The organism is Agrobacterium genomosp. 13 str. CFBP 6927 (assembly GCA_900012615.1).
GTDB lineage: Bacteria > Pseudomonadota > Alphaproteobacteria > Rhizobiales > Rhizobiaceae > Agrobacterium.
Window position 1 is genome coordinate 2028187 of sequence record LT009756.1, and the last position, 14930, is coordinate 2043116.

Consider the following 14930-nt stretch of genomic DNA (forward strand, 5'->3'; position numbering starts at 1 on the left):
TAGCTTACCTCAATTATCGCACGAGAAACTATCGTTTGAAGACACCATAAAACAAGGAGTAAATAGAGACAACACGACATGAAATGCAGTGAGAGACACACATTATCAGCTTGAGCCAAGCTCAACCGATATCGGGTGGATGGCGGCGACCCCATCTGCGATCATGTCGATACTCATGCTTTTGGGAGATGACGATGACGATACAGAAACAGATGGATGCCGGCGAATGGGCGATGCTCGTCGCGCTCTCGCTCCTGTGGGGCGGATCGTTCTTTTTCATCGGCATCGCCGTCAAGGAACTGCCGCCGGTCACCATTGTCACGCTGCGCGTCAGCCTGGCGGCCATCGCGCTTCTCATCGTCTGCCGCATCATGGGCCTGCGTCTGCCGCGTGAATGGGCCGTGTGGCGCGCCTTTTTCGGCATGGGCCTGCTTAACAACATCATCCCCTTCTGCCTGATCGTCTGGGGCCAGACCCATATTGCCAGCGGGCTGGCCTCGATCCTCAACGCCACCACGCCCCTCTTCACAGTCATCGTCGCCCATTTTCTCACCGCCGACGAGAAGATGACCGGCAACAAGCTGGCCGGCGTCCTCATCGGTTTTGGCGGCGTGGCAACCATGATCGGCCCGGCGGCCTTTTCCGGTTCGTCGGGTCTCTGGGGCCAGATTGCCGTTCTCGGTGCCGCCATCTCCTATTCCTTCGCAGGCATATTCGGCCGGCGTTTCAAGGCCATGGGCGTACCGCCGCTGATGACGGCGACTGGCCAGATATCGTCTTCGACGCTGATGCTGATCCCGGCCGCACTCCTCATCGACAAGCCCTGGACGCTGGCCATGCCCAGCCTCGGCACCTGGGGCGCACTCATCGGCATCGCCCTGCTATCGACGGCGCTGGCTTATCTCATCTTCTTCCGCATCCTCGCCACCGCCGGCGCCACCAACCTCGCACTCGTCACCTTCCTCATTCCCGTCAGCGCCATCCTGCTCGGCTCGCTCCTTCTTGGAGAACAGCTGGAGGTCAAGCATTTCGCGGGCATGGCGATGATCGCGGCCGGCCTTGCGGCGATCGATGGCAGGTTGTTCAGACGCTTTCGAACTGCATAAGGCCGGGAAGATTACATTGACAAGCTTCGCGACCCCGGCCAATCTGCCAGCCATGATCGCACAGTCGCACAACATCATGCTCATCAATACCACCTCCGGCAAAGCCGGCGGGCGGTGGAGCATTGTCGCGATAGACTAGCGATCCTTGTCCACCATGCCCTGCCGCAAGAGCAGGGCGAATGGTCCCCTGCTCTCCGGCCACAAAGGAGAACAGCCAGTGCCCCAGCCGCAAAGCGAATTACCGCCCTTTCAGGATTTCAAGATCGATGACCTGCTCATCCGCGGCATCACGCCCGATGACGCCGAAGGTTTGACGCGGGTGCTCAACATGCCCGGTGTGCGTTGGGGAACATTACGACAGCCATTTCAGAGCGTCGCACTCACCCGGAAATATCTCGAAGGCCTCTCCCCTTCCGATATCGTGGTGGCGGCGGAATGGCGCGGCGGGATTCTGGGCAATGCCGGGCTGCATGCCAGAACCGGACGTCAGAAACACATCGCCACCCTCGGCATCGGCATCCATGACGATTTTGCTGGCAAAGGCATCGGATCGAGGCTTCTGGCTGCACTCATTGATGCCGCGGACAATTGGCACGACATTCGCCGCATCGAGCTCAACGTCTTCACCGACAATCTCGCGGCCATCCGGCTTTATGAAAAATTCGGCTTTGAGCATGAGGGCACCATGCGCAACTATGCCTATCGCGATGGCAAATATACCGATTCATACGTGATGGCGCGCCTGCGCTGACGGTTCAGGCGGACAGGCAATGATCCGCAAACACTTCCCGAATGGTCCGGCGCGACCATTCGGCCATTTTCCCGTTGCGATCCCGCTCCGCGGCAAGCACGATCAACGCCTTCCAGAGCACCCAGCCGCGCCCGCGCTGCCAGGTGGCATCATCCAGATTCAGCGCATGACGAAAAACGACGCGGCTTTCCTTATCCAGCACATTCCATGCGAGAATGAGATCCGAAGACGGGTCGCCGACGCCGGAACTGCCGAAATCGATGACCGCTGAAAGGCGACCGTCTTTGACCAGCAGATTCCCTTCGGCAATATCGCCATGCACCCAGACACCCGATCTCGGCCAGCGGCTGGAAAGGGCAAGCTGCCATATCTCCATGGCGAGCGCCTGATCCACCTCATCAGCGACATGCAGCGCCGCCGCCCTCGCCTCGTTATCATAGACGGCGAGCGACCCACCGCGATGGAAATTGTGTTCGCCCGCAAGCGGGCCATCCGAAGCATCGATGCCGTGCAGGGCCTTCAAGAAAGCTGCCACATCCATGGCTATTTGCGACAGATCGATATGATCGAGATGCCGGGCAAGAGGTTCGCCCTCAAGCCAGCCATAAATGGACCAGAAGAACGGATAATCCCCTCCCGGTTCACCGAGCGCCAATGGCACCGGGATCGGAAGCGGCAGAAGAGGCGCCAGTTTCGGTAGCCACCGGTGCTCCTTCTCCACCTGCGCCACATAGCGGCCAGCGCTCGGCAGGCGAACGAGCATATCATCGCCAAGGCGGAAGCTGCGATTATCCCAGCCACTCAGTTCCACCGGCCTGACATCGAGCCCCGCCCATTGCGGAAACTGGCTCGCGATCAGCCTGCTTACCTGCTGCGTCGAGATGACGATGCGATCATCCATGGCCCGTTCCCCATTCCAGGATGAGACCTGTAGCCGTGCAAAACAAAACGGCGATGACGGCGCCTCAGCTGCCGATCAGCGCCAGCCACTCATCCTCGTCCATGGTCTGCACGCCAAGCTCCGCCGCCTTGGCAAGCTTGGAGCCCGCCCCGGGCCCTGCCACCAGAATATCCGTCTTTTTCGAGACGGAACCGGCCACTTTTGCGCCGAGGCTTTCGGCCCGTGCTTTCGCCTCCTCCCGCGTGAATTTTTCCAGCGAGCCGGTAAACACCACCGTCTTGCCCGCCACCGGGCTGCCTTCGGTAGAAGGCTTCTCCGCCTCCTTCGGCTGCAGCTCCCGTATCAGCCGATCGATGACATCGAGATTGCGCGGCTCCTTGTAAAACTCGATGATGGCGCGGGCCACCACCTCGCCGATGCCGTCGATGCTGTTGAGTTCCGCCCAGGCGTCGCTTGCCGGATCCGCCGCCGCCTTCATGGCCTCTTCGAAATGGTCGTAGGTGCCATAGGACCGTGCCAGAAGCTTCGCCGTCGTCTCGCCGACGTGACGGATGCCGAGCGCGAAGATCAGCCGGTGCAGATCGATCTCGCGGCGGGCGTCGATGGCGTCGAACAGCTTCTTGACGCTGACCTTGCCGAAACCGTCGATATTTTCGAGCTTGGTGAGATGAGACGCCTCCTGCCGCGCCTTCAGTGTGAAAATGTCCGGCGCGGTCTTGATCGACAAAGCGGGATCGTCGCTTTCAAAGAAGAAATCGATCTGCTTGGTGCCAAGCCCTTCGATGTCGAAGGCATTGCGCGAGACGAAATGTTTCAGATGCTCGACCGCCTGCGCCCGGCAGACGAAACCGCCGGTGCAGCGTGTGACCGAATCAAGCTTGCCCGTCTTTTCATTGCGCTCGCGCACCGCATGGCTGCCGCAGACCGGACATTTTTCCGGGAAGGCATATTTCACCGCGTCAGTCGGGCGCTTTTCCAGCAGCACGTCCAGCACCTGCGGAATGACGTCACCGGCGCGCTGCACGATGACGGTGTCGCCGATACGAATATCGTGATCTTCCGGGCGGATGCGCTCGCCGCTATTGCCGATGCCTTCGATATAATCGGCATTATGCAGCGTCGCATTGGTAACGACGACACCGCCGACGGTGATCGGCGTCAGACGCGCCACCGGCGTCAAAGCGCCGGTGCGTCCCACCTGGATTTCGATATTTTCAACCGTGGTAAAGGCCTGCTCAGCCGGAAACTTGTGCGCAGTGGCCCAGCGCGGGCTGCGCGAGCGGAAACCAAGCCGCTCCTGAAGATCGAGCCGGTCGACCTTATAAACCACGCCGTCTATGTCATAATCGAGATCGGGTCGGGCGACGCCGATTTCATTATAATGTTCAAGCAATTGCTCGGCAGAGGTGAATCGCTTCATCAGCGGGTTGACCGGAAAGCCCCAGTCCCGGAATTTCTCCACGATGCCATATTGCGTATCCGCAATCCGTGCCGGCTGGCCGCCATTCGAGACCTCACCCAGCGCATAGGCAAAAAACCTCAGCTTGCGTTTTGCCGTCACATTGGCGTCGAGCTGGCGCAGCGAACCGGATGCCGTGTTGCGCGGGTTCACATAGGTCTGCTTGCCGTCCGCCTCCATCTGGGCGTTGAGCGCCAGAAAATCGCTCTTGGCCATATAGACCTCGCCCCGCACTTCCACCACATCGGGCGCATCGGCGGGCAGCTCGTTCGGAATTTCCTTGATGGTCTTTATATTGGCGGTGACATTCTCGCCGGTCGTGCCGTCGCCGCGTGTCGCCGCCGTCTTCAGCTTGCCGTTCTCGTAGCGGATGGACATGGAAAGACCGTCGATCTTCGGCTCGGCGGTAAAGGCAATGGAATCGTCAGGCAGATGCCCAAGAAAACGATAGACGGAACTGACGAAGTCGCGCAGGTCCTCTTCCGAAAATGTATTGTCGAGCGATAGCATCGGCCGGGCATGCACGATGGGCGCAAAGGTCGGAAGTGGTGTGAAGCCAACTTTTTCGACGGGCTGTCGGCCCGCACCAACGCCGGGAAAGCGGCTTCGATGGCATCATTACGCCGCTTCAGGGCGTCATATTCCGCATCCGAAATCTCCGGTGCATCCTTGCCATGGTAAAGCGCATCGTGGCGCGCAAGCTCGGCCGCCAGAAATGCAAGCTCGGAAGAGGCTTCAAGCTCGGTCAGGTTTTCGACGGGAATCTGGTCTTTCGACATGGAAGAAGCCTCACGGATGAATCTGCAATGCTTTTAGCGAATTATTGCCAAACGCAAAACCATCCTCGCTTTTCAACAGGCAGGAATCCGTTATTCTGAACATCCGGATGAAACAGATGCCGGAGCCTTCCAATGGACGTCATGACCCTCATTGCCTTTGCGGCAGCCTTTTTTGTGTTCGCAGCCAGCCCCGGACCGGACAATATGACGATCGTTGCCCGCACGATCACCCATGGCGCCGCCTCCGGCCTCGCCTATGGTGCGGGAACCGTGGCCGGAATTTTGATCTTCCTCACGCTTGCAGCCTTTGGCCTGTCCATCCTCGCCACCGAAATGGGAACCCTGATGACGATACTGCGCTATGGCGGCGCGGCCTATCTGGTGTGGATGGGCATCAGGCTCTGGACGGCGGAACCTATCGTTCCCGATCTGCAGCCGGTGAGTGCCGGGCGTAGCCTCATCTCGCTATTCGCGACTGGAACCGCGCTCAACCTCGGCAATCCGAAAATGCCGCTCTTTTACGTCGCGCTGCTGCCGAACATTGTCGGCGCTTCGCTGACGATCGATCACCTTGCTGCCCTGGCAACGGTCATCATCGCGGTGGAGGCGATTGTTATTGGTGGTCACGTTCTTCTCGCCGTACGGGCGAGAAAACTGCTGCGGGAGCCGAAAATCATCCGTAGGGTGAACCGGGCGGCCGGCGGGATCATGATCGGCTCCGGCGTCGCGGTGGCCGTCAGCCGTTAATCCTTGGCGGCAAGCAGGCGAGCCGCCGCGGCCCTCGCCTCATCGGTCACCGACGCGCCGGCAAGCATGCGGGCGATTTCTTCGGTGCGGTGTTTCGGCTCCATCGTCGCCACACGTGTGGCGATGCGTTCGCTGCCGTCGCCCGAGGGGCCCTTGGAAATTAAAAGATGGGTTGCCGCCCGAGCCGCCACCTGCGGCGCATGGGTGACGGATAGCACCTGAACGGTCTTGGACAGGCGGCGCAGCCGCTGGCCAATGGCATCCGCCACAGCCCCGCCGACGCCCGTATCGATTTCGTCGAACACCAGCGTCGGTGCAGAACCGCGATCCGCCAGCGCCACTTTCAGCGCCAGCAGGAAGCGGGACAATTCGCCACCCGAGGCCACTTTCATGATCGGCCCCGGCCGTGTACCCGGATTGGTCTGAACGTGGAATTCCACCGTATCGATGCCCTCGGCCGTCGCCTGCTCGGGATCGGAAGTCACCTCGACGGTGAACCGCGCCCGTTCCAGCTTCAGCGCCGGCAATTCTGCCATCACCGCATTGGAAAGCGCATCCGCCGCATGGCGGCGTTTGTCGGAAAGCGATTGCGCGGCACGGTCGAAATCGGCCTTCACCACACCGAGATTAGCCTCGAGCTTGCCGAGCTTTTCCTCGCCGGCATCGAGATCGGCAAGATCGGCCACCATTTTTTCGGCAAGGGCCGGCAGATCAGGCACGGCGACATTATATTTACGTCCGGCGGCACGCAGCGCGAACAGCCGCTCCTCCACCCGCTCCAGCTCACGCGGATCGAACTCGGTGCGGCGCAGCGCCGCCTCCACTTCCATCTGCGCATTGGAAAGGCTGTCCAGCGCGGCATCCAGCAATTGCACGGTGTCTTCCAGCAATCCCGGCGCTTCGTGGCTCTTGCGCTCCAGACGCCGCATCATCGAGGCGATGACAGGCACAGGCGACGCATTGCCGTTCAGGAATTCGCTGGCCTCGGCAATATCACCGGCAATGCGTTCGGATTTCTGCATCACCGCCCGGCGCTCGGCAAGCTCCTCCTCTTCGCCGTCACGTGGCGAAAGCCCTTCCAGTTCCTCGACGGAGGAGCGAAGGTAATCCGCCTCGCGCGCCGCTGCCTCCACCTTGGCGCGGTGGGTCTTCAGGGCGCGCTCGGCATCCTTCCAGGTGCGGTAGAGGCCCTGGACACTGCGGGCTTCATCGCTCAGCCCGGCAAAGGCATCCAGCAGCGTGCGGTGGGCATCGGTATCGACAAGCGCGCGATCATCATGCTGGCCGTGAATTTCGACCAGCAATTGCCCGAGCTGGCGCATCATCTGCACACTGATGGCCTGATCGTTGATATAGGCTTTGGTACGTCCATCAGAGGATTGCACCCGGCGGAAAATCAGGTCGCCATCGTCATCGAGGCCGTTCTCGCGCAGGAGAAGCCGCGTCGGGTGACTGTTCGGGACTTCGAAAGTGGCAGTCACCTGCCCCTTTTCTTCCCCATGGCGCACCAGACCACCATCGCCGCGACCACCGAGGGCGAGCGACAGACTATCGAGAAGGATGGATTTGCCCGCGCCGGTCTCACCCGTCAACACGGAAAGGCCCGCCTCAAAACCGAGGTCGAGCCTTTCAATCAGGACGATATCGCGAATCGAGAGCTGGACCAGCATGGCCTATGCCCCGTCTCAGGCGCCGATAAGCTTCTTGCCGGCGCGCGAAATCCAGGACCCCTTGTTTTCCCGCGGTTCCAGCCCCTGACCCTTAAGCAGCTTGTAGGAATCCGCATACCATTGGCTGTCGGGATAGTTGTTGCCGAGAACGGCCGCCGCAGTCTGCGCCTCATCCGCCAGACCCATCGCATAATAGGCTTCCGTCAGACGCGCGAGCGCTTCCTCGATCTGGTTGGTGTTCTGGTACTGCTCGACGACGATGCGGAAACGCGAAACGGCGGCGAGATACTCCTTGCGCTCAAGGTAATAACGACCGACCTGCATTTCACGGCCGGCGAGCTGGTCGCGGGCGAAACGGATCTTGGCCTGCGCATCGGCGACATATTCCGAATCGGGATAGTCGTTGACGACCTTGTTCATCGCCTCGACGGTGCGCTGCGCGGCGCGCTGGTCCTGCGTCACGTCGGAAATCTGCTTGGAATAGGCAAGGCCGATCATGTACTGAACGTAAGCGGCATCCTTGGAGCGCGGATATTGGCGCAGGAACCGGCTGCCGTTGGTGATGGCCACATCGTTCTTGTTGGTGCGCGTGGCAATGAAGGTCTGCATGACCAGAGCCTTCTGGCCCCATTCGGTGAAGGGATACTGCTTGTCGATCGCCTCGAACTTGCGCGAGGCTTCCGTCATGTTGCCGGCGTTCATGTTGGCAAGCCCCTGCTTGTACAGAACGTCAGGCGGATCCGACTCGAAGCCAAGCTTGGTGATGTCGATATCCGGATCGGACTGGCAGGCAGTCAATGCCGCACTGGCACCGACCAACAACAACGAAACGGCGATCCCCCGTATCGTACCCTTCATCGCACCAGACCCTACATGCTTCATTCGACAGTTCCCACTTCCCGCGCAAATACATAAGCATCGGCTTTGCACTGGCGTTTCTAGCCATAAAAGCATCCGCAGGGCAACGCAATGATGACGCATTAACGCATTTTTATGGCATCCGCCCGCGCAATCGCATGAATATCAGGCGATATGAAGAAACATATCGCCCCTCACGACGAAAAAGCCGCCCCGAAAGGAGCGGCTTTTCCTGTCAATCAATAGCCTGCGAACAAACTCAAGCCGACCAGGGTGCAAATTCGGGCATGTTGACCGCAACGAATTCGCGAGCGCGCACCATCTGGTTTCGGGCGGCCGGAGCCTCGACGATCTCATAGGCCGAGCGGTCGCTCAGGAGAGCCTTCAGCGCATTCGCATTGACCTTGTGGCCGCCGCGATAGGAGCGATAGCAACCGATGAACTGCGCGCCGGCAAGCGCCAGGTCGCCCACGGCGTCCAGCGTCTTGTGGCGGACGAACTCGTCCTTGGCGTAGCGCAGGCCTTCCATGTTGATGACGCTGTTGTCGTCGGAGATGACGACCGAATTCTCAAGCGAGGAGCCAAGCGCATAACCGGCAGCCCACAGGCGCTCCACGTCGCGCATGAAACCGAAGGTACGGGCACGGGAAAGTTCGTTCTTGAAGCTGTCAGCCGTCAGATCGCCCTTCCAGGACTGCTTGCCAATCAGCGGCGTGTCGAAATCGATATCGACCTCGAAGCGCGTGCCGTCATAAGGGCGGAACTCCGCCCAGGAGGCACCCGAATCGATGCGCACCGGCTTGGTAACGCGAATATAGCGGCGCTTCGCACCGAGGTTCTTGATGCCAACGGATTCGATCGCTTCAATGAAAGGCGCGGAGCTGCCATCCATGATCGGCGCTTCCGGACCGTCGACCTCGACGATGAGGTTGTCGAGACCCATGGCGTAGATGGCGGCCATGACGTGCTCGATCGTCGCCACTGACTGGGATAGCGAACGGCCGAGCACGGTGCACAGATCGGTATTCCCGACATTGGCCGAAACCGCCTTCAACTCGGTTACACTGCCATTCTCATGAAGGCGGTGGAACACGATGCCCGTTCCGGCTTCTGCAGGCTGGAACGTCATCGAAACCGGATTGCCGGAATGCACGCCAATGCCCTTAAGCTGAACAGCATTTGCGATAGTTGTCTGAAATCCGAGCAGTCCGATAGTCATGCGTATATGCCTTGTTTTGCAAACCGCGCCGCCTGGGCCAGCGCCGTTCAAGTTTTCAAGCCGGTTTTGGCAACCGGCATAGTCGTATTTCCCTTTACCCAGCCTCATACATACGCACATGTAGGTGCCACGACAAATCACTGTTCGTTTCGGATTGTTACACGCGTAAACTATTGAAAAAGCGAATTAATTTAGTGTTAATCACGCAAAATAAACAAAACGCCCGGGTCGTGAAACCCGGGCGTTTGAAGAGGCGGATGGAATCGCCTTTAGTTGGATTGGCGACGCAGGAAGGCCGGGATTTCCAGCTGGTCGTCGTCGTGGTGGCTGGCCGAAGAAGGCGTTGCACGGCCGTGGTCGTCAAGCTGGCCACGACGCGGTGCGTAGAGGCTGGCTTCCGGCGAAAGCGGCGCGCGGCGCTGCGGAGCCATGCTCGGCGCATCCATCATGTCGGACGGAACTTCTTCTTCTTCGCGACGGCCAAGTGAGTTGGTGATGCGCTTCAGAAGACCCATCGGGCCACGCTCTTCCTGAGCAGCAGGAGCGGCGTGGGTGCGATGTTCCATCTCGGCCTTCACGACCGGCGGGAAGTCTTCGACCTTCGGCATGCGTACCGGCTCGGGCTGGCGGGCAACCGGTGCGGGTTCTTGGTAGACAGGAGCCTGCGGCTGCTGCATGCGCGGTGCCGGAGCAGCAACCTGTTCCGGAGCATGGTAGACGGGCGCCGGAGCGACCGGTGCCGGAGCGGCCTGCTGAACCGGCTGGGCCGGACGGAGAGCCGGTGCTTCAGCCGGGGACGATGCAAACAGCTTGCTCTGCGGACGGAAATCCTGGGCAGGCTGCTGGTGCGCGGCGAAACCGAGTTCGCGTTCCATTTCGGCTTCCGCCGAACGGATGGTCTGGGCGATCTGGTCTACGGTCTTGGGTGCCTGCGATACTGACTGGGCAGGCTGAACTGCGGCCGGAGCGGGAGCAACGGCCGCGGAAGGACGGATAAGCGGCTTGGCGGCAGCTGCGGCGCGCATATCGGCAACATTCTGTTCGCCGATACCGGCAACGCGGTCGATGCCGGTGGCCACGACGGAGACGCGGATGAGACCTTCCAGGGCTTCGTCGAAGGTTGCGCCGAGGATGATGTTCGCATCCGGATCGACTTCTTCGCGGATACGGGTTGCAGCCTCGTCGACTTCGAACAGGGTAAGGTCGCGACCACCGGTGATGGAGATCAGCAGGCCCTGTGCGCCCTTCATCGAGGTTTCGTCGAGCAGCGGGTTGGCGATTGCCGCTTCCGCAGCCTGCATCGCACGGCCCGGACCGGAAGCTTCGCCGGTGCCCATCATTGCACGGCCCATTTCACGCATGACCGAGCGAACGTCGGCGAAGTCGAGGTTGATGAGACCTTCCTTCACCATCAGATCGGTAATGCAGGCAACGCCGGAATAGAGAACCTGGTCGGCCATGGCGAAGGCGTCGGCAAAGGTCGTCTTGTCATTGGCAATGCGGAAGAGGTTCTGGTTCGGAATGACGATCAGCGTATCGACGGACTTCTGCAGTTCCTCGATGCCCTGTTCGGCAAGACGCATGCGGCGGCCGCCTTCGAAGTGGAAAGGCTTGGTAACGACGCCGACCGTGAGGATACCCTTGTTGCGGGCGGCCTGTGCAACGACCGGGGCAGCGCCCGTGCCGGTGCCGCCGCCCATGCCGGCGGTGACGAAGCACATATGGGTGCCGTTCAGGTGATCGATGATCTCATCGATGCATTCTTCAGCGGCGGCGCGGCCGACTTCCGGCTGGGAACCGGCGCCGAGACCCTCGGTGACGTTGACGCCGAGCTGGATGACCCGATCTGCCTTCGTCATGGTCAGCGCCTGCGCATCCGTGTTGGCGACAACGAAGTCGACGCCCTGGAGGCCGGCCGTGATCATGTTGTTGACAGCGTTGCCGCCGCCACCGCCAACGCCGAAAACGGTGATGCGTGGCTTCAGCTCGGTGATATCAGGCTTTTGCAGCTGTATCGTCATTTTAGCATTCCTTCTTTCTCTGGCCGCATCGCCCCGCTGGCCGATTCTTGAAAACTCAACTCTGAAACCCCCGGCTTACGCCACGAGGCCACTCAAAAACTCTCTTTCAGCCATTGCCCCACCCGGGCTATCCGGCCGCTACCCGTACCAAACGGCGAGAACATTCCGCCTTGCGCCGCATGAATTTCGATGTCCGCCACCTGCGGATAGATCATCAGTCCGCAGGCGGTTGAAAATGCCGGTCCCTTCGCCGCTACCGGAAGACCAGCCACACCCATGGGGCGGCCGATGCGAACGTTGCGGGCGAGAATGCGCCGTGCCGTTTCCGGCAGCCCCGTCAGCTGGCTTGCGCCGCCGGTCAGGACGACACGTTTGCCGACGATGGGGCTGAAGCCGGACTTCTGGATACGATCACGGATCAATTCCAGCGTCTCTTCGATACGCGCCCGCACGATGCGGGTTACAAGTGCTCTTGAAACTTGCGATGGTTGATCGCGATCATCTTCGCCAATCGGCGGGATCGAAATCATGTCGCGCTCATCCGCGCCATTCAGCAAAGCCGAACCATGCACCACCTTCAGTCTCTCCGCATCTTCGATTCGTGTCGAGAGGCCACGTGCAAGATCTGTCGTCACATGATGGCCGCCAAGGCCGATTGCGTCGGTGTGAATGAGCCGACCTTCGGCGAAAACCGAGATCGTCGTGGTGCCGCCGCCCATGTCGATGGCCGCACAGCCGAGTTCGACTTCATCGTCCACCAGCGCCGCAAGACCGCTGGCATAAGGCGTCGCCACCATGCCCTCGACCGAAAGATGCGCGCGGTTGACGCAAAGCTCGAGGTTCTTCAGCGCCGTGCGCTCTACAGTCACGACATGCATGTCGACGCCAAGAAGGTCGCCATACATGGAGAGCGGATCGCGAATGCCGCGCTCGCCATCCAGCGAATAGCCTGTCGGCAGCGAATGCAGGATCGCCCGGTCCTGACGCATCGACTGCTGGCTTGCCGCCACCAGAACCTTGCGCAGATCGCTTGCTTCCACTTCCTGCCCGCCAAGATCAATGCTCGCGGTATAGATATCGCTCGCCAGCCGTCCTGCCGAAACATTGACGATCAGGCTGTCGACGGTAAGCCCCGCCATGCGCTCGGCCGCATCGACAGACAGACGGATCACGCCTTCCAGCGCATCGAGATCGGCAATCACGCCGGATTTCACACCGCGCGAGCGCTGATGACCAATACCGATGATTTCGACCTTATGGGTACGACCCGGAAGGATTTCACTTTCCTGACGCGGCGTCAGCCGGCCGATCATGCACACGACCTTGGTCGAGCCGATGTCCAGCACCGAGACGATATGGCTGCGCTTGGAGGAAAGCGGCTTCAGACGCGGCAGGCCGAAATGGGAAGAACCAAAAAAGCTCATGTGTTCTTCTCCGCTTTCTTGAGTGCCTTCGTGCGTGCGTCCACGGCGGTCTGGCGACGTGCCGTCGCGCCTTCGGTCAACTGGATCGTGGTGCGGTCCGCAAGCCGCAGATCGACGGCGGCGACATCACGAGACAGAACCTTTTCCTCGAGGTCGAGCCGCGCCAGCAATTGCAGCGCCTGCGGCAGGTTTTCTTCCGGCAGCTTGACGACGATGCCATTATCGAGATGCAGATCCCAGCGACGACCGGCGATACGCACATAGGCGCGGACACGGTTGCGGATTTCCGGCCAGTCGGCCAACTGCTCGACGAAGCCGGCAGCCCCGGTTTCCGCGTCACGTCCGACGAAGAGCGGCAGGGTGGCAAATTTATTGTCGCGCAGCGGCGCAATCACGCTGCCGCTTTTTTCAATCAGCGACAGTTCCGAGCCATGCTGCCAGATACCGAAGGCCTCACGCTCCTTCAGCCGGACTTCCACGGTCTTGGGGTACACCTTGCGGATATCGACATCCTCCACCCAGGGAAGCTGCACCAGCTTGCGGCGCGCCGCATCGATATCGAGCGCGATCAGCGAGGTGCTGCCATCGAGGCCGAGAAGCTGGAAGACTTCGATTTCCGAGGTCTGCAAATTGCCCGAAACCTTGACGTCCTCGACTGCGAAGCCAGCTGCCGATGTCGTGGTCTGGGTGACGATAGTCGTGTGGCCGCCGAGCGACATGCCGTAAAGCCCGGTCACCGCGTAAAAGGCGACGGCCGCAATCGTGCCGGTATGGGCGGGAATGTGGATGCGCCCGGTCGCGAGGCTGACGCAGAAGCGCACGACGCGACGCATCGGACGCGGCAGCACCCTGCGATCGTCGGCATTGGCCGCCACCGCATATTGCTCGCGCTTTTTTGCCGTCGACTTTTTGCCGATCACCGCAAACACGAAGCGTCCTCCACCATCCAGCTGACAAGGTTACCAAAGGAGCGGCCAGCATGGGCCGCCATTTCCGGCACCAGGGAGGTCGGCGTCATGCCCGGCTGCGTATTCACTTCAAGCCAGATAACTTCGCCATCTTCTGAGAAGCGGTCGTCGTAACGAAAGTCTGAACGGCTTACGCCACGGCACCCGATCGCCTGATGTGCCATAACCGCCAGTGTTTGAATTTTTTGGTAAATTTTCGGTGAAATTTCCGCCGGAATGACATGCTTTGAGCCACCGGCAGCGTATTTTGCGTCATAATCATAGAAATTGTGACCGAGCGGCACCACCTCCGTGACACCCAGCGCCTCGCCATCAAGTACACCGCAGGTCAGCTCGCGGCCGTGAATATAGCGCTCCACCATTACCTGATCGCCATAACGCCATTCGGACGAGGTGAGGATTTGCGGCGGATGCGACTGGTCTTCCTTGACGATGACAACACCGAAGCTGGAACCTTCGCGCACCGGCTTCACCACATAGGGAGGCGAAAGCGGATGCTCGCTGGTGAAATCGAAGCGGTTCATGACGCGCTCGACGGCAACCGGAACACCGGCAGCCGCGGCCACTTTCTTGGCCTGCGCCTTGTCCATGGCGAGCGCCGAAGCGAGCACGCCGGAATGGGTATAGGGAATGGCAAGATATTCGAGAATGCCCTGAATGGTGCCATCTTCGCCGAAAGGGCCATGCAGAGCATTGAAGGCAACATCAGGGCGCAATTCGTCAAGTACGGCGGCGACATCGCGGCCCACATCGACGCGGGTAACCTTGTACCCCTCACCCTCCAGGGCGAGCGCGCAAGCGTTCCCCGACGACAGGCTGACCGGCCGCTCCGACGAAAACCCACCCATAAGAACAGCTACGTGCTTGCCGCTCATCGATACCTCTGACACCAACTCTCCGTTACGAACCACGCCCGAACCGCCGAAATTGACGAACGGTGATTCTGGCACATGATCCTTGAGATCAGTTAAACGCCATTAAGGTTAATGAATCGTTTACTTTCGTTAACCGCCGCGCCCAACATGCC

At 60.3% G+C, this 14930-nt stretch carries 12 protein-coding genes and 1 pseudogene; 4 read left to right on the forward strand and 9 right to left on the reverse strand.

Going from position 1 to position 14930, the window contains the following annotated elements:
- The first annotated feature begins 194 nt into the window (after positions 1-194).
- The 3 genes from AGR13A_RS10195 (at position 195) to AGR13A_RS10200 (ending at position 1857) form a co-directional block, all read left to right on the forward strand.
- The gene (locus AGR13A_RS10195; protein WP_167377462.1) at positions 195-1106 is read left to right on the forward strand and encodes a DMT family transporter; all 912 of its coding nucleotides are present in this window, start codon (positions 195-197) and stop codon (positions 1104-1106) included.
- Positions 1107-1122: 16 nt separating this feature from the next.
- A complete protein-coding gene (locus AGR13A_RS25140) occupies positions 1123-1245 on the forward strand; it encodes a hypothetical protein (protein ID WP_308384979.1) in 123 nt (40 codons plus the stop codon).
- A 78-nt stretch (positions 1246-1323) separates the two neighbouring features.
- The gene (locus AGR13A_RS10200; RefSeq protein ID WP_237681007.1) at positions 1324-1857 is read left to right on the forward strand and encodes a GNAT family N-acetyltransferase; all 534 of its coding nucleotides are present in this window, start codon (positions 1324-1326) and stop codon (positions 1855-1857) included.
- Positions 1858-1861: 4 nt separating this feature from the next.
- On the opposite strand, the gene AGR13A_RS10205 is transcribed toward AGR13A_RS10200, so the two are convergent.
- Positions 1862-2758, reverse strand: a complete 897-nt coding sequence (locus AGR13A_RS10205) for an aminoglycoside phosphotransferase family protein (protein ID WP_080835154.1) — start codon at positions 2756-2758, stop codon at positions 1862-1864.
- Positions 2759-2822: 64 nt separating this feature from the next.
- Positions 2823-4996, reverse strand: a pseudogene (gene ligA, locus AGR13A_RS10210) (NAD-dependent DNA ligase LigA).
- A gap of 132 nt (positions 4997-5128) precedes the next feature.
- Between ligA and AGR13A_RS10215 the strand changes: the two are divergent.
- Positions 5129-5743 (forward strand): LysE family translocator, encoded by a 615-nt coding sequence (locus AGR13A_RS10215; RefSeq protein WP_080835156.1) that lies wholly within the window; start codon positions 5129-5131, stop codon positions 5741-5743.
- Here AGR13A_RS10215 and recN read toward each other — a convergent pair.
- From recN to AGR13A_RS10250, 7 genes are all read right to left on the reverse strand, one after another.
- Entirely contained in the window at positions 5740-7413 is a 1674-nt protein-coding gene (recN, locus tag AGR13A_RS10220; protein ID WP_080835159.1) for a DNA repair protein RecN, read from the reverse strand. The two genes, AGR13A_RS10215 and recN, sit on opposite strands and share 4 nt — an antisense overlap.
- Before the next feature lie 15 nt (positions 7414-7428).
- Entirely contained in the window at positions 7429-8295 is an 867-nt protein-coding gene (locus tag AGR13A_RS10225; RefSeq protein WP_035220494.1) for an outer membrane protein assembly factor BamD, read from the reverse strand.
- A gap of 235 nt (positions 8296-8530) precedes the next feature.
- Positions 8531-9490, reverse strand: coding sequence for a UDP-3-O-acyl-N-acetylglucosamine deacetylase (gene lpxC / locus AGR13A_RS10230; RefSeq protein ID WP_080835162.1), 960 nt, complete (start codon positions 9488-9490; stop codon positions 8531-8533).
- Between the two features lie 269 nt (positions 9491-9759).
- Complete coding sequence (gene ftsZ / locus AGR13A_RS10235; protein ID WP_080835167.1) at positions 9760-11511, reverse strand: cell division protein FtsZ; 1752 nt, start codon at positions 11509-11511, stop codon at positions 9760-9762.
- Positions 11512-11603: 92 nt separating this feature from the next.
- Positions 11604-12935, reverse strand: a complete 1332-nt coding sequence (gene ftsA, locus AGR13A_RS10240; RefSeq protein ID WP_003513208.1) for a cell division protein FtsA — start codon at positions 12933-12935, stop codon at positions 11604-11606.
- Positions 12932-13864: a cell division protein FtsQ/DivIB gene (locus AGR13A_RS10245; protein ID WP_167377463.1), complete on the reverse strand. Its 933-nt coding sequence runs from the start codon at positions 13862-13864 to the stop codon at positions 12932-12934. Before AGR13A_RS10245 ends, ftsA begins: the two co-directional genes overlap by 4 nt.
- Positions 13852-14778, reverse strand: a complete 927-nt coding sequence (locus AGR13A_RS10250) for a D-alanine--D-alanine ligase (RefSeq protein ID WP_035242234.1) — start codon at positions 14776-14778, stop codon at positions 13852-13854. Before AGR13A_RS10250 ends, AGR13A_RS10245 begins: the two co-directional genes overlap by 13 nt.
- Positions 14779-14930 lie beyond the last annotated feature (152 nt).

Excerpts from the sequence above, each read along its gene's own strand:
- AGR13A_RS10195 (WP_167377462.1), top strand. The coding sequence starts at position 195 with ATGACGATACAGAAACAGATGGATGCCGGCGAATGGGCGATGCTCGTC.
- AGR13A_RS10205 (WP_080835154.1), bottom strand. The coding sequence starts at position 2,758 with ATGGATGATCGCATCGTCATCTCGACGCAGCAGGTAAGCAGGCTGATC.
- AGR13A_RS10215 (WP_080835156.1), top strand. The coding sequence starts at position 5,129 with ATGGACGTCATGACCCTCATTGCCTTTGCGGCAGCCTTTTTTGTGTTC.
- recN (WP_080835159.1), bottom strand. The coding sequence starts at position 7,413 with ATGCTGGTCCAGCTCTCGATTCGCGATATCGTCCTGATTGAAAGGCTC.
- AGR13A_RS10225 (WP_035220494.1), bottom strand. The coding sequence starts at position 8,295 with ATGAAGCATGTAGGGTCTGGTGCGATGAAGGGTACGATACGGGGGATC.
- lpxC (WP_080835162.1), bottom strand. The coding sequence starts at position 9,490 with ATGACTATCGGACTGCTCGGATTTCAGACAACTATCGCAAATGCTGTT.
- ftsZ (WP_080835167.1), bottom strand. The coding sequence starts at position 11,511 with ATGACGATACAGCTGCAAAAGCCTGATATCACCGAGCTGAAGCCACGC.
- ftsA (WP_003513208.1), bottom strand. The coding sequence starts at position 12,935 with ATGAGCTTTTTTGGTTCTTCCCATTTCGGCCTGCCGCGTCTGAAGCCG.
- AGR13A_RS10250 (WP_035242234.1), bottom strand. The coding sequence starts at position 14,778 with ATGAGCGGCAAGCACGTAGCTGTTCTTATGGGTGGGTTTTCGTCGGAG.